Genomic DNA, 21,992 nt, shown 5'->3' with positions numbered 1-21,992 from the left:
TTATTAAAACTAAATAAATTAAATCAAAATTATGAAAAGTAGTATTTCTAAATTTTTCCTGATAGCTTGTCTATTAGTGGGTTGGGCGAATGCCTCTGCCCAAATGATTAAAACCCCTACGCCTAAGCGCCCAAAGGGTCAAACCGATGTGTTGCGTTTAACAGTTGATCCTATTCCAACTGTAAGAGTGGCTTTTATAGGTTTGGGAATGCGTGGACCTGGTGCTGTGGAACGTATGACACACATTCCTGGTGTCGAAATTGTTGCTCTTTGCGATTTGATAGAAGAAAGAGCAAAGTCAGCTAATAAAATTTTAGAGAAAGCGGGCTTGCCTAAAGCTCAAGAATTTTTTGGTGAAGAAGGATGGCGTCAAGTAACTAAGCTTCCTAATGTTGATCTTGTGTATATTGCAACAGACTGGAAACACCATGCTGAAATGGGAGTTCAAGCAATGAAAGATGGTAAAAATGTAGCTATAGAAGTTCCAGGTGCAATGAACATGAAGGAAATTTGGGATCTTATTAATACTTCCGAAAAAACACGTAAGCACTGTATGATGTTAGAAAACTGTGTGTACGATTTCTTTGAATTGACTACATTGAATATGGCTCAGCAAGGTTTGTTTGGAGAAATTCTTCATGCTGAAGGTGCTTATATTCACGGTTTACAACCGTTCTGGGGACAATACCAAGACAACTGGAGAATGGATTACAACAAGAAACATCGTGGAGACATTTATGCTACGCACGGGATGGGACCAGCTGCTCAAGCAATGAATATTCACCGTGGTGATAAAATGAACTATTTAGTTTCTATGGATACCAAAGCAGTGGGAAATCCTGCTTACATCAAAGAAAAGACTGGTGAAGATGTGAAAGATTTTAGAAACGGTGATCACACGATGACTATGATACGTACTGAAAAAGGAAAAACAATCCAAATTCAACACGATGTAACTTCACCACGTCCTTACAGCCGTATGTACCAGTTAAGCGGTACTAAAGGGTTTGCAAATAAATATCCAACAGAAGGTTATGCATTGGATTCAAAAACGATTGGAACGGATGTTACTCCAAATCATGAAAATTTAAATGCGCATAGTTTTGTTCCTGCTGAAGTTAAAAAAGCTTTGATGGAAAAATACAAGCATCCTATTGTTAAAGATATTGAAGAACAAGCTAAAAAAGTAGGGGGTCACGGAGGTATGGATTTTATCATGGATTACCGTTTGATTTATTGTCTTCAAAGAGGACTTCCATTAGATATGGATGTTTATGATTTAGCTGAATGGTCTTGTCTAGCTCCATTGACGGAGATTTCTCTTGATAATAATTCTGCTCCAGTTGAAATCCCTGATTTTACTCGTGGAGGTTGGAATAAATTGAAAAGTTTAGAATTCGCTAAATAAGAAAAGTAAAAATTTTTATAAAAACCCGCCAATAGCGGGTTTTTTTATTGGTTGAAATACATAAAAGCATTCAACTGTTTTACGGTTTCGCGTAATGTGTTTTTAGGTAATTAGCCTTTTCTAAGTAAGTTTTAATAAATTTCCTTTTTGAGAGTTTTTTTTAAAATAAAATCACAAATTTGAAATAGATTTAAGAACTGTTTTTATGTAAAAATTCTATACTTATAACTTATCTTATGAAAATCTTACTTGTTGAAGATAAAATAGAAATGCAAAAAAGCACGATCATTGCTTTATTATCTTTAGCAATTGGTATCTGTACTGGTTCAGAATTGTATCAACCGTTTGCCATTGCAGTTATAGGTGGTTTTTTGATTGCAGTGCCCTTACTTTTGATAGTATAACCTAGTTGTTGTATTATTTTGATAGTGAAAATAAGGAGTAATTTTAAACCTCCGTAACTATTGTTATAGATTGGGGTGATTTAGAAAAAATTATAGAGTTTTAATTGCTCGTTGAGTTTAAAGCTCAGAACGGTTGCCGATATTCAAAACTTCATAAATAATCTTTAAATGGTATTTTACTGTGTTTTCCGAGATGAATAATTCTACACCAATTTCTTTATTTGTTTTACCTTGTTTTACCAAAGCAATAATTTGACTTTGTCTTTCTGTTAAATTATAGTTGTCGAGATTTATTTTTGTCTGCCCGGATTCATTGAGTTCTTTTGTTACATTCTCCAATTCATTACGCATGTTATTGATTTTAAGTTCTGCGAGTATCCGCTTATCTTTAGCCGATTTGAAAAAGTAAAGCAAAACCAATAAAATAATTACAAGAGAGATAATAGATGTTATAAGGACTATACGTGTATGGTTTTGATTTTCTTTATCGAGATCTTTGCTTTTTTGAAGCAATTCTTTTTCTAATAAATGTAATTTTCCACTTCTATTGGTTGTATCGTAGTTCGTTGACAAGCTAAGTACTTTTCGCTGTGCTCGAAGTGCATTTTCGACATCGCCTATATCATTATAAAAATGAGAAATATCATCGTACATAGCAATGATATAGATGTCCATTTTGTATTTCTCTGCATAATATAAACCTTTTTCAAAACTTTCGATTGCTTTGCTATGTTGTTTCAGATGCTTATAAAGGCCTATTTTTTTTTATAAATAAGCGGAAGATGTTTTGGAGCAAATTCTAGTAATAGCACTAGGGCTTCATCTAAAAATTTTTCACCTTCCTTGAAGTTTTACTTCGGAAGTTCCATTGTACCCAATATAGATAAATAGAATGCTTTTGTTTCCGGACTGATATATTTCAAATGCTCTCTTGAAATAGTCGGTAAAATTTGGGTAACCTTGTCAAATTCAAGTAGGTCGAAATGAACAAATAATCTTTCTATATTAATTTGTATTTGTACTTCTTCTTTTTTTTCGCTCAAAAGTCCAGCTTTTAATGCTAAATCTAAATTGTTTAACGCATGAGTGTAGTTAAACAATCTCTTATACGTGAGGTATTTGTTATAATATGCATTATACAGATCGTAATGAGACGACTTTGGATTTGTAATGATATTCTCTAACCGAAGGATAGCTTGTTCATAGTTGTGACTATCGTTAAAAGTGGTTATTTCTGCATTAAGTTTTGCATATTTATCATTATTTCCTAAGCTAATTAGTGACGATAAAAAAAAATATATAAGAAGGAATGTGCGTAACAAGGCTTTTTTTTTACAAGTAATGTATGACAAATATAACCTATTTTGTCTTAAAAACAAAGATACGGGTTAGGTCAAAAGCCAATATTCAAAATATCTTACGAGAATATGTGGTTAATTATTAGCTGTTTTTTGTCCTGCTGTTTTATAATTAAAAACAGGATACTTTGAATTTAGTATTCTCTCTTTTTTCTTTTAAAAGTTTTAATTTATTAATGTGTTGCTAATTATTGTTTTAAAGGTGAAACTACCCACAGGGTAGTAGAGTTGGTCTATGTAAACTACCCTTTTACTACCTCGTTAAATTTAGGATACTTTGGAGAAGTTGCAGAGTTTTGTGCCCTTAAACAAAAACAAATAAAAACGATATTTTTTCTAAAAAAGAAGAAAAATTGTTTTAAAAAAAAACTTTACAAAATCATTATGAACAAAAAGCTATCTCTTTTAGTTTTATTTTTCTTTAGCGTATTACTTCAAGCGCAAGAACGTATTGGAATTGCATTTATTCCTATAACCTATGATCAGGCCACGATTTCTGCTTCAGAAGCTAGGCTTGTACACGAATATGTACTTAATTCTTTTGTTGCAGCCAGAAAATTTGTTGTGGTTGATAGAGAGAAATTGGTCGAATTAGAAAATGAAAAGAAACTACAAAAAACAGAATCTTTTATTGATAGCAAAACGAGTATTCAAGATGGTATTAGTAGGGGGGCAAGCTATTTAATTTCTTCAAGTATATTGGTTTTAAGACATTCAGAGGTAAGTCGCGGATGGGAAAGTATGCTGCAGTTACAAATTAAAGTATTAGATGTTTCTACAGGAGAGATTTTAGCAACCGAAAATATCAGTAGTGATTTTATTGCACCTGAAAAAAGTGTAGTAGATGCTCGTGTATGGTATGCTGATAAAAAGGAAATTAAAGTTATTGAGCAACAAGAAGCACGATTAAAAGTGGTCGAAAAACAGAAAGAGGGTGCTTTTATCTTGGCTTTGCAACGTTTAGTAGAAAATGTAAAAAAGTTTTCGAATACCAATTTCCCGATATCACTGGAAATACTGAACTGGGATGATAAAAATAAAAACAAATTTGCGATTGCTGCCGGTAGTAAAATTGGCATGCATAACGGTCAACTGTTAGATGTTTTGCAAGTAACAGAAGCTTCAGTAGCTGGCAAAACAATTCAGAGAAGTCAAAAAATTGCTGTTGCTTGTATTGTAAAAGTAGATGATGCTAACTTTTCGGAAGCGGTCATCATTTCAACAGAAAAAAATTATAAAAAAGTACGTGCAAACGACGGTGTAATAAAAGTAGTAACAAGATAAGATTAATATATAAAACTTAAAAATCATGAAAAAAAATTTCTTAGCATTAGCAGTAATTTCCCTAACATTAGGTAGCTGTTCAAAAAAAATGTATAACCCTTACTCTGATTCTGAGGTTATTGAACATAAAACACAAGGGTCTGTAACTTTAAGAGGAGTAGGGGATGAAGTAGAAGGTAAAAAAGGAAAAGGAGAAATTGTAGCCCTTAAACTAGCACACAAAAAGGCACTTCAGCAATTGTTTTATTTAGGATTCACAGGAACAGATTTTAAAAATCCAATGATTCGTGCTGGGAAATCAGTTGAGGATAAGCATAAAGCTTACTTTGATCAGTTTTGGAATAAAGGATATGAGCGTTTTATTACAAATTCTAGTGCGAGCTACTATAGCTGCAGCCAAATGAAAAATTGTGTTAGCGCTGTGTCAGTATTTTCCGTTAACTATAATATGTTGCGTAAAGAGTTAGAAGATAATAAGATAATTAATAAAATAGGTTTCTAATGCAGGTTGTAAAAAAAAATATTATTTACCGTTTTTTATTTGTTTTGTTGCTTGCTAGTAGTAGTATTTTCTCTCAAGCACCACAAATTACGGGTACGCAGAGTGATGAGTCTACACGTGCTGCTGCAAAAATTATGGTGGTTCCTTATACTAAACAAAACGAAGATGTACGTACTGTTTTAGATGAAAATCCTCATATTAGAACTGCAGTTTCCATGGTAAAAGAGGCATTTGATCAACGAGGGTGGTCTACTGTAGATTTTGTTGCCAACCTTAGAGCAGCACAAGCTAATGCCGCATTTACATCGGATAGACAGTCTACTTTTAAATCGGATTTGTTAACCACTTCTGGTGCTGATTTTTATGTTCAAGCCGATGTGCAAATTACCACTGATGAAAGCGGAACAAATACAGTCTTGAATCTTACGGCATTTGAAACCCATACTGGCGCCAGTTTTTCTAATAAAAACCGGTACCAGTAAATTTACAAGTAGCGACTACGAAAAGTTAATTAAGAAAGCTTTCGAAGGTATTCAAGAAGAGTTTCTAAATACATTAATGGTCAAAACAGATGAAATACGCGAGATTGGTCGCGCTTGTATGGTCGAGTTTAATTTAGATGAAAATGCTGGGACTGATTTTGACAGTGAGTTAGCATCTGGCGAATATTTAAATGAACTTATCGAGGATTGGATTTCGACCAATGCTTATAAAGGTAGAGCCAATTTAAGCGGGATATTAGATAATAAAATGATTTTTGATGAAGTGAGAATTCCGCTTTACGATCAAGAAACGAATAAACCATACAACTTAAATCGATTTGCTTCAGAGGTTATTAAATACCTTAGAAGTAAAGGGGTACAAGCTACTAGAAATATACATGGACAAAAAATGTATGTCACTATTAAATAGTTTTTATGAAATTTAAAGGAAATAAAAAGGCATTCCTGTGCCTACTGGTTTGTTTGTTTTATCAGTTTTCTGGATTCGGACAAACTCAGAATTACAAAGCAAATTATACATTTGTTCAGCCCGAAGGTAAACAAGTAGCGAGCAATGGTCAATATGAAAATTTGATTGCAATTGTGAAGGACACTTATACTTCTAATAATATTTTTTCAAATCAGAGTCCTTTCGTTATAGTGCCAACAATTAGTATTCTTAGCGAAAAGACTGCAGGAGAAGTTCAGGTTGTAAAAGTTATAAAACTCGAAATAGGTTTGAGCGCACAAGGACGAGAAGACGATCATGTGTTTAACAAGTTTAAAAAGGTATTTACCATAACGGCAGATGATGCAACAAGTGCTATTTCTAAAGCATTAGTGTCATTAAAGGATGACCTGAAAATTAAAACATTTATTGACCAGAGTAATTCTAGCATCTTGTCTTTTTATCAAAGTAATTGTAATGTTATTTTGAAAACTGTAAAGGTAAATATTGATCGACAAGAATATGCAAAAGCATTTGATTACCTGAGATATGTTCCAGAAATGGTTAGTTGTTTTAAAGAAGCAGAAGGAATTATCACTAAGATTTTTTTAGACTCGAAAGAAGAAAATTGTCGTAAGTTTGTTCAAAAAGCTCACGCTGCAGAAGTTCAAAAAGACTACAATAAGGCCTTGTTTTATTTGCAATTTGTAGACACAAATGTGGAATGCTATACCAATGCATCTGCATTAGTGAAAAAGATTGGAGAACGTGTTGATGAACAGGTTTTGCGTGATTTTGAAATGGAAAAACTAACGTTTAGTAAATTGACCGATCTAAAAAAAATGGAAATCATAGCTAAAGAAATCGATTATTTAACTGTTACAATTAACGAATAAGTATTTGGATCTTAACTAGATAAAATTTTTTAAATATTTTGAACCAAATGAAGGCTTAAATGCCTCTCTAAATAATGAAATTGACATCAGCTGTGATAAATGAGAGCCTAATCAGGTTTTAAATTTTTAAATTTTTAAATTTTTCACAAGGAATGGGATATGATGCGAAAATTGGAACGGATGATCACCTATTATTTCCAGAACGAAAAGTGAATATAAAACATTTATGAATGATCACTGTAAAGCGTTTACTCATTTCCGTAAAGGAGCTAATATTAAAAGTGATTTGAGTTTAAAAAGTCTAACAAAAACCTATCTGTCATGGATAAGTCAGGCTATGGGAGTTGATACTAAAGTATCATTCTCACCCGCTTCTGAAGGTGTTTTGGAGGAATTTTATATAGATACTAAAATTTTAACTTCGATTGAAAAAGGAGCATAAGACATTAAAAGATTTGGTTAAAATAGTATCGTAATACTATAAAGAGACGTAAATGAAATTTTAAAAATCAGGTACGTCTCTTTTTTTATGTTCAAAAATGGAGGTAATTTTTAAAAATACCATAATTAATTTATGGGTTTAACCTAGTTGAGATGGCTAAATATGTCTATTTAATTTCTAAATTTAATAATGATTTAAAATCTTTCTCACTGAAGAAAAAGAAAATGGAAAATCAAGAAGTTTTATTCCAATAAATAACCCTTAAATAGTTGTTTTTTAAGGGTTTGTTTTTGTCTCTAAGACAGAAGTTGAACCCGTGACCTCATGGTTATTAAAATTCGAATTTCAGTTGGCTATATATATAATGAAAATTAGATAGTTAAGTGTAGTCTAGATGGATTGTGAATTTTAAAATAATAGAATCCTATTTTTCGATTTTGCTTTTATCAAGCATCATGAACTTTTTAATTTCTTTTTCAGAAATTTTAGGATTAGCTCCTTCCTGGCCAGCTACTAAAGCTCCTACCGCACATGCATAATTCAATGCCTTTTGTGGAGATTTACCTCTAAGCAAGCGCAATAGGAGTGAGGCCAAGAAAGAATCTCCAGCACCCACAGTATCTACCACTTTTATAAAATATCCACTATTGTAATAAAATTTACCATTATAATATAGAACAGCTCCAAATTCTCCTTTAGTGACACAAAGCTGTTTTGTATTTGTTTTTTCGGCAATGAATTTAATATTTTGTTCAAACGAGTTATAGGGCGAATCCAGTTCTCTACTTATTTCGCGCAATTCCTCATCATTCAACTTTATAAAGTCAGCTTTTAGCATTAATGAGTTAATTACCTCTGTTGTATAGTATGGAGGTCTCAGATTTGCATCCAAGACTTTATATTGTGCCTTGTCCAAAAGAGAAAATAAAGTTTCACGAGATCCTTCATCTCTGGATGCTAAACTTCCAAAAACAAAAACATCTGCTTCGGTAATCAATTCAACCGTTCTTTCTGTTTTTTCAATTTTGTCCCAAGCAGATGGATATGCGATATCATAGGAAGCATTTCCCTTTTCATTTATCATCACATGGACTGCGCCTGTTTTATATTCGTTTGTTAATTGAATTAGATCAGTAGAAATTTCATGATCGTTTAGATATGATAAAATACCTTCTCCATTTTCATCCACCCCAACGCGACTTATCATGTTCGTTTTAACTCCCATAGAATTCATTCGCAAAGCGACATTTAATGGAGCTCCTCCAATTTTCTTATGAGTTGGGAAAATATCCCATAGCACTTCCCCATAACATACTGCACTTAAAGCGTTCTTTTTCTTCATAGTAAAATTTATTAAAATTAAGAATAAGTATAATAACGACCTATTCAATAAAAAAAATATAAGTTAAAGGCAAGAATAAACCTTGCCTTTAACAGTATTAAATTAATAACCAAAAAATAATTTTATTCTTAATAACCTGGATTTTGTTTGTATAATCCAGCCGTAAAATTAATTTCTCTTTGTGGTATTGGGTAATATTCATCTCGCCCCGCTGTAAACTTGGCATTTGCAAGAAAGTCTCTTTTTGTTTTTTCTTCAGTAAGATAAGCATTCAATACGGGTTCAGCGATTCCCCATCTTACAAGGTCAAAAAATCGAGGACCTTCCATACCAAACTCTAATCTTCTTTCAAACATCAATGCTTTCATTGCATAATCTTTTGATGGAAAAGCCAAGTATGGAGAAATTTTATAAACATCTGATGCACCTGCTGCTAATGGCATTGATTTACTAGCTGCAGCTCTCGCTCTTACAAGATTGATAAGAGGTAAAGCTTCATTGTGACGGTTCAATTGAATTAAAGCTTCGGCTTTAAATAATAAGACATCTGCATATCTAATGAAATCAACATTTTTAGACGTTCCAATAAATGGTCCGTTTTTTACATAACAAGAGCAGTCAGGCGATTGTTGTTCTTTCATATTTCCAAAAAAACCATAAACACCTGGATCTCTAGCCCAACTGAACTTGTAAACCATATCACCCGCGTTTTTCAAGGTATTTTTGTATTTAAATGGTCTTCCAGGAACACCTACTGTATGATCAATTCGCGGATCAAGAGTTACTCCAGCCGTTAGCGGAGCATTACCATTTGCATCAATTGTTTTAAAAATATCTGAATCATTAAACGTTTCTAATAATGGCAATCCGTTAGCATCTGTTTTAAAAGCATTCACCATATTTTGGCTCGCTAAGTGAAAACCACAACATCCATAAAGAGAAGTTCCATGGGGAGAGTTTAATCCAGTTACAAAACTTACTCTTCCTGTATTTGTACCATCATTGATAGAAAACTGAACAGCCCAAATAGATTCTTGTCCATTATCATTTCCATCCAAGAAGTTTTTTGCATAATCAGTTTCTAAACCACCTGTAACCGCATCGGCATAATTAATCACTTCTTGTAATCTTGCTGGATTTATGCTAGTTACTTGATGTTTATCGTTTTGCTGATACGCTTGGTACAATCTTAGTTTTGCTAAATAGGCCGCCGCCGCATTCTTATCAGCTCTACCCACTTGCTCTTGCGTTTGTTCTAAATTATTAAAGGCAAAAAGGAAATCCTCCGCTATTTTATTCCATAATTCATCACTTGTCAAATCATTAGATGTCTTTAATATTTGCTCCTTAGATAAATCTTCTGTTATATATGGAACTTTATTAAATATTAATTTCAACATAAAATGCGAGTGTGCTCTTAAAAAACGTAATTCTGCTTGTCTTATTTTCTTTTTTGGAAATTCCGCTTCTGTCAATCCATTAATAACAGACAAAGCAAAATTAGCTCTTGAAATGGCCTTGTAATGATTTGTCCAAGTTCTAGGCAACATAAAATCTCCATAGTCAGCAATAGTTGTATTGTATTGTTCGTAACGATCAATTACATCTACATCGCCACGACCACCACCGCCTTTGTAAGCATCATCAGAACGCACGCTTCCATAAACCCATTGGTTGGTTATTGGCCCTATCATTTCGTCATTTCCTATTGCAGCATAAGCAGCAGTAACAAGAGCATCAGCATTTTCTGCTGTTGCAACACTTTCTGAAGTCAAGACTCCTGTTGGTTCATAATCTAAAAAATCGGAGCTACATGATGCCAAAAACAAGATTGACAGACAGCTAATAACTATTTTATTATATTTCTTCATGATAATTGCTTAAAAATTAATGTTTAAACCTAATGAATATGTAGTTGGAACTGGTATTCTATTTACATCTGTGCGTTCTGGGTCTTGACCGATATATCCTTTTGGTGTAAACCAAAATAAATTTTCTCCCTGTGCATAAACCCTACAATTTGTTATGAATCCTGTTTTTTCTACTAATTTCTCAGAAAGTGTATATCCAAGTTGCATGTTTCTAACTTTGAAATACGAGTTGTTTCTGAAAAAATAATCGGATGCTTGATTGTCATTATTAGCCAAAGAAAGGGAAGGAACATCTGTGTTTGTATTCGTAGGTGTCCAAGCATTCAAGGTTCCAGGTCCCGCATTTTCTCTACCTTGAACAAAATTATTCCAAAAGATATATGGATCTTGTCCAATACGACCTGTTACACCGGATCCAAAGACAGAAAAATCAAAATCTTTATACCCTAAACTAATGTTGATTCCATATTCTAATTTTGGCAATGTGCTTCCAATGAAAGTTCTATCTTCAGAATTTATCACACCATTACCATCAAGGTCAATATATTTAATTCCTCCTAATCTGGCTGCCACTTGTGTAGCATGTGAATCTATGTCAGCTTGACTTTGAAACAAACCATCAGTTTTGTATCCAAAAACCTCAAACTGTGAATGCCCTACAATTGAATTAGCCGCTGTCCCAGGATAGGCAGCTCGCACCTCTTCTGGTAATTCAGTTATTTTATTCTTTGTCGCACCAAAATTAGTAGTCACATTAAAAGTCAAGCCGTTATCCAAGGTTTCGCCATAACCTACGCTAAGTTCCCATCCTCTGTTAGCAGTATTAGCACCGTTTACAGAACGTTGTTGTCCTTCGCCCACAGCAGATGCCACAGGTGGTACAATCAAGATACCTTCGGTTTTTCTAGAGAAATAATCAAATGAACCTGACAATTTATTTCCCAAGAAACCAAAATCTAAACCTACATTATACTCCTTCGTCGTTTCCCATTTTAATCCTGAATTTACGCCTTGTGTAGACACAAAACCAGAAGGTAAATTTCCAGTATTAGCACCATTCAAATCGTAGGCTGTACCCACATTATAATAAACATTAAAAAAATCAGGGAAATATACATTTTGATTAGGACCATATCTCGTTTCAAACAAACCAAAGCGAGCATTATCACCAATAGATTGATTCCCCACCTCTCCGTAACCAGCACGTAATTTCAAGTTTGAAACTGCCGAAACATTTTTAAGGAATTTTTCATTGTTAATTCTCCATCCTGCAGTTACTGCTGGAAAAATACCATATCTATTATCTTGACCAAATCTTGAAGATCCATCTCTACGAATGGTGAATGAAGCTAAATAACGATCTGAAAAAGCATAATTAAATTTTCCGAATTGGGAAAGCAATCGACTTCCGGTTGTTATTCCATTATTAGTTCTTGCACCAGTTGCTGCTGCAAGTGTAAAATATGATTCTGATTCTACTGCAAATCCTTCTGCACGAGCAAACAATGAATTGAAATCTGTTTTAATTGATTCAGTTCCAATAAGAATTCCAATCTTATGATCCGAAATTTTTAAATTATAATTCAAAGTGTTTGAAATGGTTAAACTTGAGTATTTATTAGTGTCTAAGGTCAAACTATTTACATTTCTAGTAATAAACCCATTATTTACCGTTGGTTCAATGTCTTTGCGTTTAAAATCATTAAAGTCCATACCAATACTGTTTCTAAAAACCAATCCTTTTACGATATCAATTTCAGTGAATACATTACCATATAAAGATATTTTTCTAGAATTATCCCATCTATTTAGATATTGCATCAACAATGGATTGTTTCTATCTGAATATCCAGATCCAATAGGACCACCATACCCTCCAGTATTAGTATAAACAGGAATAGTAGGAGCAATAGATATTGCTAATCCTGGCGTTGGCGCACTACCTACATCATTAGCTGCGCTTCTTTCGTCAGATTGTGTAAATTGAGAGTTAACTCCAAATCTTACTTTGTCATTAAACAATTTAAAATTAGCATTAAGTCTAGCAGAATATCTGTCATAGTTAGTATATTTTAGCATCCCTGAATTATCCAGATATCCAAGATTTAAAACTGCATTTGCTTTTTCAGATCCTCCAGAAACAGACAAGTCATTATTTATAAGTAATCCTGTTTGATATACTGTATCTTGCCAATCAGTATCACCTACAGGCACGTTCTTATCACCTCCTACAAATGGTTTTACGCTTACGCTGTTTAAGACTGGATTAGCAAAATTATTATTCCAATCAAAATTATAAATTTCGCCATATCCACCGGCTGGATCAGCACCATCATTTACAGATGCTTGCCATAATACTTTACCTCTTTCTATAGCATTAAGCATTTTATAGCGTTGTTTCTTTTCAGAAAGGACTGAAACGTTAGTACTAAATGAAACCGCAGTAACATCCCCTTTAGCTCTATTTTTTGTGGTTACAATAATAACTCCATTAGCTGCTCGAGAACCGTAAATAGAAGAAGCCGAAGCATCTTTCAAAACTTGAACGGATTCGATTACACTAGGACTTAAGCTCGCAAATACCTCTGGCCTAACAGTAGGAACCCCGTCAATCACATACAAAGGATCGGTATTCCCCAAGGTACTTACACCTCTAATCAAAATTTTGCTATTTGCACCACTTGGATCTCCTGATTTTTCAATTGCTAAACCAGCAACTCTCCCTTGGAGTGCTTGCATAGCATTACCAGAGCTCATACTTTGTCCTTCTATGGGTTTCAAATCCACGATAGTTACCGCTCCCGTTAAATCGGCTTTTTTCTCTCTAGAGTAACCAGTTACAACAACATCATCTAATTTAAGAGACTCTGATTTCAATGAAACATTTAAAGTTGTTTGTCCATTAAGCTTAATAGTTTGTGTAGCATAACCTGTATAACTAAATATTAATGTTGCATTTTTATCTACATTATTAATTGTAAACTGACCGTCAATATCTGTAGATGTCCCTATATTTGTACCTGATACCAGTACTGATGCTCCTGGAAGAGTCATCCCATCATCTGAAGAAGTTACTACTCCTTTGATTCCTATATTTTGGGCCGATATTGAAAAGAAGGACCCCATCAGGATTAAGTAAAGAATTATTTTGTGTTTCATAATTAGTTGGTTTATGTGGTTTAGTTAAAATTTAGTTGGTTAATAATTAAGTTTTCAATGGTATATTCTGCATTAGCATTAGAAACCGTGAAATATTGCATTGGTTTATCTGGAAAAAATATTTCTGTCATAACCGTTTTTCCATTATTGTAAAATATTTCAATTGAAGTTTTATCAACGATAACTCTTACATCCATTTTATCAAAGTCTGCTGTGAATGGAGCTTTTGAAATTTTATTTGCAAAAGCATCAGAAAAGGCTAAGTTTCCAGATTTTGATCGATCTATAAAAAAGTAATTATCCTCTTTATTGATTCCAAATTGTATTTTATTCTTTGAATCATTTGAAAACGAAAAAGTGTAAACATCCTTTTTTAGATTTTTTAAAGAAAAGCTAATATCCACTTTAGATAAATCGACTAGTGCCTTATTGATGATAATCGTTTCTCTGTCTATTTTAAGAGATTCTTTTTTGATTGTCTTAGTGATATAATTTTGTAATTCTTTTACAGGTTTAGAGGAAACAATATAATGACCGTTCTCTTTTACAAGTCCTAGTTCTCTGGGAATCGTCATACTACTTCTCCAAGTTTCTGTTGGTACTTTTTGTGCATAATCCCAATTTGACATCCAACCTATAAACAACTTTCTACCATCAACTTCAGATATATTTGACCAAGTAACACCTGCATAGTTGTCTTTGCCGTAGTCAATCCATAGCCCTTTTTGTTGTTTTACATCTTTAGCAAAAGATTCATCCAGCGTGAATGTTTTTCCATCAAAATCACCAACAAAATACTGCGTAGCAGAACCACCATTAGGACCACCAGGGTTTATACTTAATAACATGACCCATTTATATTCATCAGTACCCTCAACTTGTATCGGGAAAAAATCTGGGCATTCCCAAACACCTCCATGAGCCCCAATATTTTTTCCGAAATCAGAAAGTAGTTCCCAGTCTTTCAGATTTTTAGAACCATAAAACATAGTCTTATCTCCCGCTGCCAAAACCATTAACCATTTTTCATGAATGGCATCCCAAGTTATTTTAGGGTCTCTAAAATCTTTAATATTTGGATTTTTAATAATAGGATTAGCTTCATATTTTGTCCAAGTCAAACCTTCATCTAATGAATATGCAATTCCTTGTGATTGATAATTAATTTCACCTGCTTTTTCCATTTTCATGTCGTGGTACGTAAACATCGCAACCATAGGAGGATTTTGTAAGCTTCCAAAACCTGAAGTGTTATTTACATCGACAACTGCACTTCCAGAAAAGATATATCCTTTTTCGTCGGGGTAAAGGGCGATTGGTTTTTCTGTCCAGGAAATAAGATCTGTACTTATTGCGTGTCCCCAATGCATAGGTCCCCAAACATTTGAATCTGGATAGTATTGATAAAAAAGATGGTAGTAGCCATTGTAATAAAACATCCCGTTAGGATCATTCATCCAACCTTTTTGCGGGGTAAAATGAAAATTTGGTCTATACAATTCTGCTTCAGTATAATCTTTCTTTTCAGTAAATAATGATTGCTTACATCCTGCTAAGACAACCAATCCGAGAATGCAACACGAGAGCCTGAAAAATTGTTTTCTAATTATTGTTTTCATAATTTATTTTTTAATTAATTTTTTACTCAATTCTTCCAATGAAATTCCTTTTGTTTCGGGCATCATGAAAGCAACAAACAAAAGTTGAAAAACCATCATCACTGCAAAAAACAAAAACACTGTACCAGCTCCTACTGTAGAAAATAAGTACGGTATTAATGATGGAATTATTGCTGCCAGAACCCAATGTGTAGTGCTACCAAAGGCTTGCCCTGATGCTCTAAGATGGTTGGGGAAAATTTCTGAAATAAATACCCAGATTACAGCACCCTGACCTATTGCATGTGCCGCAATAAAAAGAAATAAAAATATTGGAACTGCCATTCCTTCCCAATGAAAGAAAAAGGCCATTGCCACTAAACTAAGTGATATAATATACCCGACAGAACCAATGTACATTAAAATCTTACGACCTAATTTGTCAATAAGAAATACACCTAGCAGAGTAAATAACAAATTCACAACACCAATACCAATACTGCTCAGCAAAGCGGTACTTTCGCCAAGACCGGCTTCCTGAAATATTCTACTTGAATAATATAAGAATGCATTAATTCCTGACAGCTGGTTGAAAAAAGCCATTAAAAAAGCCAATATCAAAGGAGTTCTGTATTTTTTCAAAAAGATAGTATCGTTTGCAATTGCGGCGTTGTCGTTATCAAGCTCTATTTCCTCCTTCATTTTTTCGTAGTCAGCTTCTTGCCCCATCAACTGCAAAACTTTTCTGGCTTCATCATTTTTAAATTTAGATAACAGCCATCTAGGACTTTTAGGAATAAATAAAACCAGCAATACATATATTATAGCCGGAAATGCTTCAACACCCATCATCCATCTCCATGAGTTTTCTCCAATGTCTTTCAATAAATAATTAGAAAGAAAGGCAACTAAGATTCCTAAAACAATATTGAATTGATAAAACGCTACTAATTTTCCTCTGTCCTTTGCGGGAGCAATCTCTGAGATATACGTTGGCGCAGCAATTGTTGAAGCACCAACTCCGATACCTCCAATAAATCTAAAAACAGCAAAAACAATCGGATCATTTGCAAAAGCAGAACCAATAGCTGAAACCAAAAATAAAACTCCTATCCCTAATAAGGTATTCTTTCGTCCTATTCTATTAGTTGGTATCCCTCCAAATATGGCACCTAGAACTGTACCCCATAATGCCATTCCCATGACAACTGTTCCGTGAAAAGCATCAGATGAATTCCAAATCGCTTGCAAATTTTTATCTGCTCCTGAAATTACTACAGTATCAAATCCAAAAAGGAAACCTGCTAACGAAGCTATTAATGCCCAAACTGCTATTTTTTTCATTATCTATAATTATTATATTGAATTGCTAAGCTATGTGTAATAAAAACAATTATAATTTACAGATGTTACAATGTCGTACAGTACCTATAATAAAACACATTATCTGCGGCTAAAACGTGTAAAACCAGCGATTTTAACTTCTAAAACAATACTTACTACTTCGTTATAGTTACAATTATGTTACATAAAGTAGAACCATGTTGCATCGTTATTGATTAGAAAAAGGAATTAAAGGAGATCAATACTTCTATAATAATTAGTTTTAATGCTATATTGAATAAAAGTTAAAAGAAATTAAAAGTCGGAGTTCATGAGTAGAAGCAAAAAACCATCAAAAGTATATTTCGATGGTTATGCTTAATTTTGAAATAGGTAGATTTTAAAAGAAGATTAACTCAGAAAATAATGATGTTCATACAGATTTAAGAATATAATAGAAAAGCTACTAACTACAGCCTAAACCTTATTTATGAGTTTCGTTTTTATTTTTTGAATTCCTTTGGAGACACTCCATATTTATTTTTAAAAGTGGTTGAGAAGTAATTCGGAGAAGAAAACCCAACTGCATATGCGATCTCAGAAATAGTTAGATTCGAATTTACAAGTAGATCTTTTGATTTAGCTAACCGTATGTTATTGATGTGATCACTAACACTAATCCCTAAAATTGCTTTTACTTTACGATATAATTGTACGCGAGAAATATTTAAGTCTTTAGCCAAATCCTCGACAGTATAAATAGAGTTGTCAATATTCATGGCTATTAATTCATTAAGTTTTCTTAGAAAATTCTGTTCTGAACTACCAAAATTGACATCCTCATTATTTACAATATTTGCAATGTTATTAGAGTAATAAAAACGTAATTTTTCTCGATTAAAAACCAATCCTTTTATGGACTGAACCAATACTTTTAAACTAAATGGTTTGGTTAGGAAAACATCGGCACCACTCTCGAGGGCTTTTAAATAGGAATCCTGATCGTCTGAAGCAGTTAGAATAATTATCGGGATATGAGACGTCCTTAAATCTTTCTTGAGAATTTGACAAATTTCAAATCCATTTTTCTCTGGTAAATTCAAATCACAAACAATCACATCAGGAATCAAATCTAATGCTCGTTCAATAGCATCAGTCCCGTCAGAAGTATAAATTGAAAATTCAACAGATAGTTTTTGAGCCATAAAATCAAGTAAATCCACATTGTCTTCGATGTATAAAATAGAATATTTATCATCAGAATTTGTAATTTCACTGTTTGGGACAACTTCTTCGTCAAGATAATCATTCTGATTAACAAAGTCTAAAGCTGGAGTGTTCACTATACTTTTAGGGTCTAAATGTTCTTTTCCTATTTGTAACTTTATAATAAACTCAGTTCCATTTTTCGATTGAACTTCGACACTTCCCTTGTGTAAATCAACAAAACTTTTGGACAGATGAAGACCAATACCAGAGCTATTTCTAAAATTATTAGAACCTTGATAAAAAGCACGAAACACCTCTTTTAATTCATTTTCTGGTATTCCAATGCCAGAATCTTTAAAAGAAATTTTAACCTCTTTCTTCAATTTATTCTCATTTATCACAATAGAAATCTTCCCTTTTGCTGGAGTAAATTTAAAGGCATTGGAAAGCAAATTGAAGTAAACTTTGTCCATCAAATTACGATCAATATAAACCTCAAGGTCAGGGTTGTTTGTTACCAAAGAGAAATCGATATTAAGTTTCTTTGCTTCTCTTTCAAAATCCGCAATAATATTATTTGAAAAATCAAATAAATTAGTGATGGAAGCCTTTAATATAAATTTTTCCTCTTCAACTTTTCTATAGTCTAATAATTGATTGATTAATCGCAGCAACCTTCTAGAATTATTATACATTAAATTAATCTCTTTGTTGACAGAATTCCCCTTGTTTTTGAGTTCTGTTCCCAGAGACTCTACAGAACTTAAAATTAAAGTTAACGGCGTTTTAAATTCATGTGATAAACCCATAAAGAAGTTCAAACGTGCTTCATTGCTTTGTTTTAGTTCTTCGGAGTATTTTTTAATCTCATTTCTTTGACTTTTAATTTTTTTATTTCTTACTTCTAATTCCTCTTTTTTGCGGCTAATCGCAATACGAGAATAGATACTATACACTGCCAGACATAATGTTAAAATAAATAATGCAAATAATAGTTTCAATAAATTATTTTGAGTTGTATATTCTTTCCCCTTGTTTTTTATGATATTTTGCTGTTCCTCAATATTTGACTGTTGAATAGATATTCTGTCAAATTGATTACTCATAATATCTGCGTTAAGCGAATCTATTATTGTTGTAGAAAGTTTGTTTTTTTTGGGAACTATTTCATTATGTACAATTTTCAAGGCTAATTTTATTGCTTCACTACCTCCTGTAGGATACAAAATAGTAGCACTCAAAACTCCTTCTTTAACCAATTGAATTCCTCCAAATGGACCATTAAGACCATCAACTCCTATAAACTTTAATTTATTTCCTAAACCTTTACTTTTAGCTATTTTCCAGGCATTATATGCGATAATATCATTATAGCCAAATACATAATCTATATTTTGTAAACTATCTAATAATCTGACAAATTCTTTTTTTGGATATTCAGAGCCCAAAGAACTTACGGTATGCACTTTGATTCCGGGGTATTTACTAATAATTTGTTTAAAACCTTCACTTCTTTCTACTCCTGGCGAAGTTGTGTAATCTCCTTTAATTTCGACTACAGTAGCATTCCCTTTTGACGAAGCAGCGATGTATTTTCCTGCTAATCTTCCAACCTCAATATTATCTGCACCTATATAAGTAGTGTAATTAGTTGTGCTTGCTTTTCGGTCTATTAAAATAACAGGTATGCCTTTAGCCTTGGCTTTTTCTATAACGGGAACAATAGAGTCAGATTCGAACGGAGAAATTATGATTACATCAACTTTACTATCAATAAACTTCTCTATGTCAAGAATTTGTTTTTTAGCCTGCTGATGCGCGTTATATATAGTCAAATTGACGTTGGGGTGAAGAGAGGTCTCGACTTCCATTGCATGATTCATTGAAACTCTCCATAAATCATTTCCAACACTTTGTGAAAAGCCTATTGAAATTTCACGTTCTTCTCTAGCTGTTGAATTACAAGAGGTCTGTAGGAAAATGAAATTCAAAAGCAGGATATAAAAAAAGATGCTTCTTGTCATGGTTTGGTTGGCTAATTATAGTATATCGTTAACCCATTACGATTAACGACTTTGAAATATGATATAAAAAATAGGAGTAGTCCGTTTTTTTTATATTCAAAAGTATATAACTTTATAGGGGGCAGGGCAGTTAAGAAAGTTTTTGTTTCTGACTATATTTTCTAGAAATTATTAGAAAGGTTCAAAACAAATATATAAAATAAAATGATAGTATCATTTTATTAGCATAATGGTATTTGAAGTTTCTAAAATTGCAATAAAATTAAAGTTTATCCAGATTTAAAGTGTATGATTATTTTATTCTGCCTCAATAAATTATATAATCAAGCTTTTGAAGGTTACTTTTCTTTAAGGAAGTTTGTCTTACAAACAAGATAAATTGGATGTAAGGGCATATGATAGCATTAATTAAGCAATTGAAAATTAATATGTATTGATAGATCTGTGGAAACATAAGTAGAATGATTAATCACTATTATTTTTATCACAATTTTACAATCGTCTATTGGTTTAGTCGCTTTGATCCCACTTTTGCGCTTGATCCCTTTTGCGCTTGATCCAAAATCGGATCAATACATATTGTTGTGGGGAAATATTAAAATCTAGATATTTGTATTGCTAAATTACATACCAATGCAAGACTCTTTTATCGAGATCCTTAAATTATTGTTACCAGAAATAATAGTAGACTACTTTGAACTTACGTCCTATAAAAAAGGAGACGAGATAATTCATTTGTATCTAAAGGAGATCAATTCAATTCCTGAAGAATACCGAGGATCTAAATTGAGTTCAAAAGGATTCTTTGAAGAGATAACGGTTCAAGATTTTCCTATTCGTGGACATCAGGTATATCTTCATATCACTCGAAGAAGATGGCTTAACGAAGATACTGGCAAAGTGGTCTTTAGAGATTGGAATTTAGTAGCAGACGGAACTCGTGTAACACAGGAGTTTGCGTCTTTTTTAAAAGAGATCAATAGATTCCAGCCCAAATGATTGTAATGCTATCGCTTCTTTTTATGGAGTTAAGGGGAGAAATTTGTTGTCTCAATACAAAGACTACTTAAGTGACTTTAAAACTTGGGATCAACTAGGACATGCTAAAAAATGGCTTCTTTTCCCTAAGAACATTCGAAAGTATTTATCTATAGATGAAACATCTCTCTCTAACGGAGAGCTCTATACAATTCTGACCAGTAAATCTGCTAAAGGAAAGAAAGGAACCATTGTAGCCATGGTTGCAGGAACTAAAGCAGAAACAGTAATATCAATTATTGAAAAAATCCCTTTTAAACAAAGAAACCTAGTCAAAGAAATTACTTTGGATATGGCCGGTAATATGGGCTTAATTGCTCGAAAATGTTTTCCTAATGCAACTCGTGTTGTTGATCGTTTCCATGTGCAGAAGCTGGCTACAGAAGCACTCCAGGAAATCAGGATCAAATATCGTTGGGAAGCCATAGATCAAGAAAATGACGCAATAGAACGAGCAAGGAAGTCAAAAGTAAATTTCGAATCTAAAACACTCTCTAATGGCGATACTCTTAAACAATTACTGGCAAGGAGTCGTTATTTCTTGTATAAAAACAAATCTAAATGGACACCAAACCAAATAGAACGTGCTGGCTTACTATTTGAATTATATCCTGATATTCAAAAAGGATATAACCTAACTCAAGAGCTTCGTGGCATCTTTGAGCACACAACGGATAAAATTATTGCTTTTGCGAAATTAGCCAAATGGCATGAAAAAGTAAATCAATCTGGGTTTAAGTCTTTCGGTACAATCTCCCGTACCATTATGACTCACTATCAAACAATATTGAACTACTTTGACAATAGAAGTACTAATGCTTCAGCAGAATCTTTCAATGCAAAAATAAAAGCATTTAGATCACGATTCAGAGGTGTTAGGAATGTAGAATTTTTCCTTTTTCGACTAACGAATATATATGCTTAATTTTTGCTGCTCCACAGGTTTTCGTGTTGATCCGTTTTCGTGTTGATCCCCAAAATCTAAGTTAGTTCAAGATTTTATTTCAATAAAAAACCCTTAAACGGTTGATGTTTAAGGGTTTGTTTTTGTAGCGAAGACGGGAGTTGAACCCGTGACCTCAGGGTTATGAATCCTGCGCTCTAACCGACTGAGCTACCTCGCCAAATACTCATGGATTGTTGTCCTTGAATGCGGGTGCAAATATAGAAATTATATTAATGCGTGCAAACATATTTTAAAGAA

General features: G+C 33.1%; 18 protein-coding genes and 1 tRNA gene. 10 read left to right on the top strand and 9 right to left on the bottom strand.

Features of this window, described 5'->3' with window-relative positions; translation table 11 throughout:
* Positions 1–31 precede the first annotated feature (31 nt).
* Both LNP27_RS14635 and LNP27_RS14630 read left to right on the top strand, forming a co-directional pair.
* Positions 32–1,408, top strand: a complete 1,377-nt coding sequence (locus LNP27_RS14635; RefSeq protein ID WP_229942382.1) for a Gfo/Idh/MocA family protein — start codon at positions 32–34, stop codon at positions 1,406–1,408.
* 236 nt (positions 1,409–1,644) lie between these two features.
* The gene (locus LNP27_RS14630; protein WP_229942378.1) at positions 1,645–1,812 is read left to right on the top strand and encodes a hypothetical protein; all 168 of its coding nucleotides are present in this window, start codon (positions 1,645–1,647) and stop codon (positions 1,810–1,812) included.
* A 117-nt stretch (positions 1,813–1,929) separates the two neighbouring features.
* On the opposite strand, the gene LNP27_RS14625 is transcribed toward LNP27_RS14630, so the two are convergent.
* The gene (locus tag LNP27_RS14625) at positions 1,930–2,487 is read right to left on the bottom strand and encodes a response regulator transcription factor (RefSeq protein WP_229942376.1); all 558 of its coding nucleotides are present in this window, start codon (positions 2,485–2,487) and stop codon (positions 1,930–1,932) included.
* A 176-nt stretch (positions 2,488–2,663) separates the two neighbouring features.
* The gene (locus LNP27_RS14620; protein WP_229942375.1) at positions 2,664–3,164 is read right to left on the bottom strand and encodes a hypothetical protein; all 501 of its coding nucleotides are present in this window, start codon (positions 3,162–3,164) and stop codon (positions 2,664–2,666) included.
* 390 nt (positions 3,165–3,554) lie between these two features.
* Between LNP27_RS14620 and LNP27_RS14615 the strand changes: the two genes are divergently transcribed.
* The 6 genes from LNP27_RS14615 to LNP27_RS14590 all read left to right on the top strand — a co-directional run bounded on the left by LNP27_RS14615 (position 3,555) and on the right by LNP27_RS14590 (position 7,224).
* Positions 3,555–4,454, top strand: a complete 900-nt coding sequence (locus LNP27_RS14615) for a CsgG/HfaB family protein (RefSeq protein ID WP_229942374.1) — start codon at positions 3,555–3,557, stop codon at positions 4,452–4,454.
* A 25-nt stretch (positions 4,455–4,479) separates the two neighbouring features.
* Complete coding sequence (locus tag LNP27_RS14610) at positions 4,480–4,956, top strand: hypothetical protein (protein ID WP_229942373.1); 477 nt, start codon at positions 4,480–4,482, stop codon at positions 4,954–4,956.
* On the top strand, positions 4,956–5,438 hold the full coding sequence (locus LNP27_RS14605) for a DUF6175 family protein (RefSeq protein WP_229942372.1): 483 nt from the start codon (positions 4,956–4,958) through the stop codon (positions 5,436–5,438). Before LNP27_RS14610 ends, LNP27_RS14605 begins: the two co-directional genes overlap by 1 nt.
* Positions 5,389–5,868: a DUF6175 family protein gene (locus LNP27_RS14600; RefSeq protein ID WP_229942371.1), complete on the top strand. Its 480-nt coding sequence runs from the start codon at positions 5,389–5,391 to the stop codon at positions 5,866–5,868. The genes LNP27_RS14605 and LNP27_RS14600 overlap by 50 nt, the downstream gene beginning before the upstream one ends.
* A 5-nt stretch (positions 5,869–5,873) precedes the next feature.
* Positions 5,874–6,782 (top strand): hypothetical protein, encoded by a 909-nt coding sequence (locus LNP27_RS14595; protein ID WP_229942370.1) that lies wholly within the window; start codon positions 5,874–5,876, stop codon positions 6,780–6,782.
* Between the two features lie 226 nt (positions 6,783–7,008).
* Positions 7,009–7,224: a phospholipase D-like domain-containing protein gene (locus LNP27_RS14590; protein ID WP_229942369.1), complete on the top strand. Its 216-nt coding sequence runs from the start codon at positions 7,009–7,011 to the stop codon at positions 7,222–7,224.
* Between the two features lie 424 nt (positions 7,225–7,648).
* Here LNP27_RS14590 and LNP27_RS14585 read toward each other — a convergent pair whose 3' ends face one another.
* From LNP27_RS14585 to LNP27_RS14560, 6 genes are all read right to left on the bottom strand, one after another.
* Positions 7,649–8,566: a carbohydrate kinase family protein gene (locus tag LNP27_RS14585; RefSeq protein WP_229942368.1), complete on the bottom strand. Its 918-nt coding sequence runs from the start codon at positions 8,564–8,566 to the stop codon at positions 7,649–7,651.
* Between the two features lie 128 nt (positions 8,567–8,694).
* Positions 8,695–10,437 (bottom strand): RagB/SusD family nutrient uptake outer membrane protein, encoded by a 1,743-nt coding sequence (locus LNP27_RS14580; protein WP_229942366.1) that lies wholly within the window; start codon positions 10,435–10,437, stop codon positions 8,695–8,697.
* A gap of 9 nt (positions 10,438–10,446) precedes the next feature.
* Positions 10,447–13,596, bottom strand: coding sequence for a SusC/RagA family TonB-linked outer membrane protein (locus LNP27_RS14575; protein ID WP_229942364.1), 3,150 nt, complete (start codon positions 13,594–13,596; stop codon positions 10,447–10,449).
* Between the two features lie 20 nt (positions 13,597–13,616).
* Positions 13,617–15,215, bottom strand: coding sequence for a glycoside hydrolase family 32 protein (locus tag LNP27_RS14570; protein WP_229942362.1), 1,599 nt, complete (start codon positions 15,213–15,215; stop codon positions 13,617–13,619).
* A 3-nt stretch (positions 15,216–15,218) separates the two neighbouring features.
* Entirely contained in the window at positions 15,219–16,538 is a 1,320-nt protein-coding gene (locus LNP27_RS14565) for a sugar porter family MFS transporter (protein WP_229942361.1), read from the bottom strand.
* Between the two features lie 482 nt (positions 16,539–17,020).
* Positions 17,021–19,717 (bottom strand): substrate-binding domain-containing protein, encoded by a 2,697-nt coding sequence (locus tag LNP27_RS14560; protein ID WP_229942360.1) that lies wholly within the window; start codon positions 19,715–19,717, stop codon positions 17,021–17,023.
* A gap of 666 nt (positions 19,718–20,383) precedes the next feature.
* Between LNP27_RS14560 and LNP27_RS14555 the strand changes: the two genes are divergently transcribed.
* Both LNP27_RS14555 and LNP27_RS14550 read left to right on the top strand, forming a co-directional pair.
* On the top strand, positions 20,384–20,749 hold the full coding sequence (locus LNP27_RS14555) for an ISAon1 family transposase N-terminal region protein (RefSeq protein WP_229942359.1): 366 nt from the start codon (positions 20,384–20,386) through the stop codon (positions 20,747–20,749).
* Entirely contained in the window at positions 20,730–21,713 is a 984-nt protein-coding gene (locus tag LNP27_RS14550; RefSeq protein WP_428979024.1) for an ISAon1 family transposase, read from the top strand. Before LNP27_RS14555 ends, LNP27_RS14550 begins: the two co-directional genes overlap by 20 nt.
* 125 nt (positions 21,714–21,838) lie before the next feature.
* On the opposite strand, the gene LNP27_RS14545 is transcribed toward LNP27_RS14550, so the two are convergent.
* Positions 21,839–21,912, bottom strand: a tRNA-Met gene (locus LNP27_RS14545).
* Between the last annotated feature and the right edge of the window lie 80 nt (positions 21,913–21,992).

This window comes from Flavobacterium galactosidilyticum (genome assembly GCF_020911945.1).
GTDB classification, from domain to species: domain Bacteria; phylum Bacteroidota; class Bacteroidia; order Flavobacteriales; family Flavobacteriaceae; genus Flavobacterium; species Flavobacterium galactosidilyticum.
Note: the sequence above shows the minus strand (reverse complement) of the source record. Positions and strands in the feature narration are given on the sequence as shown.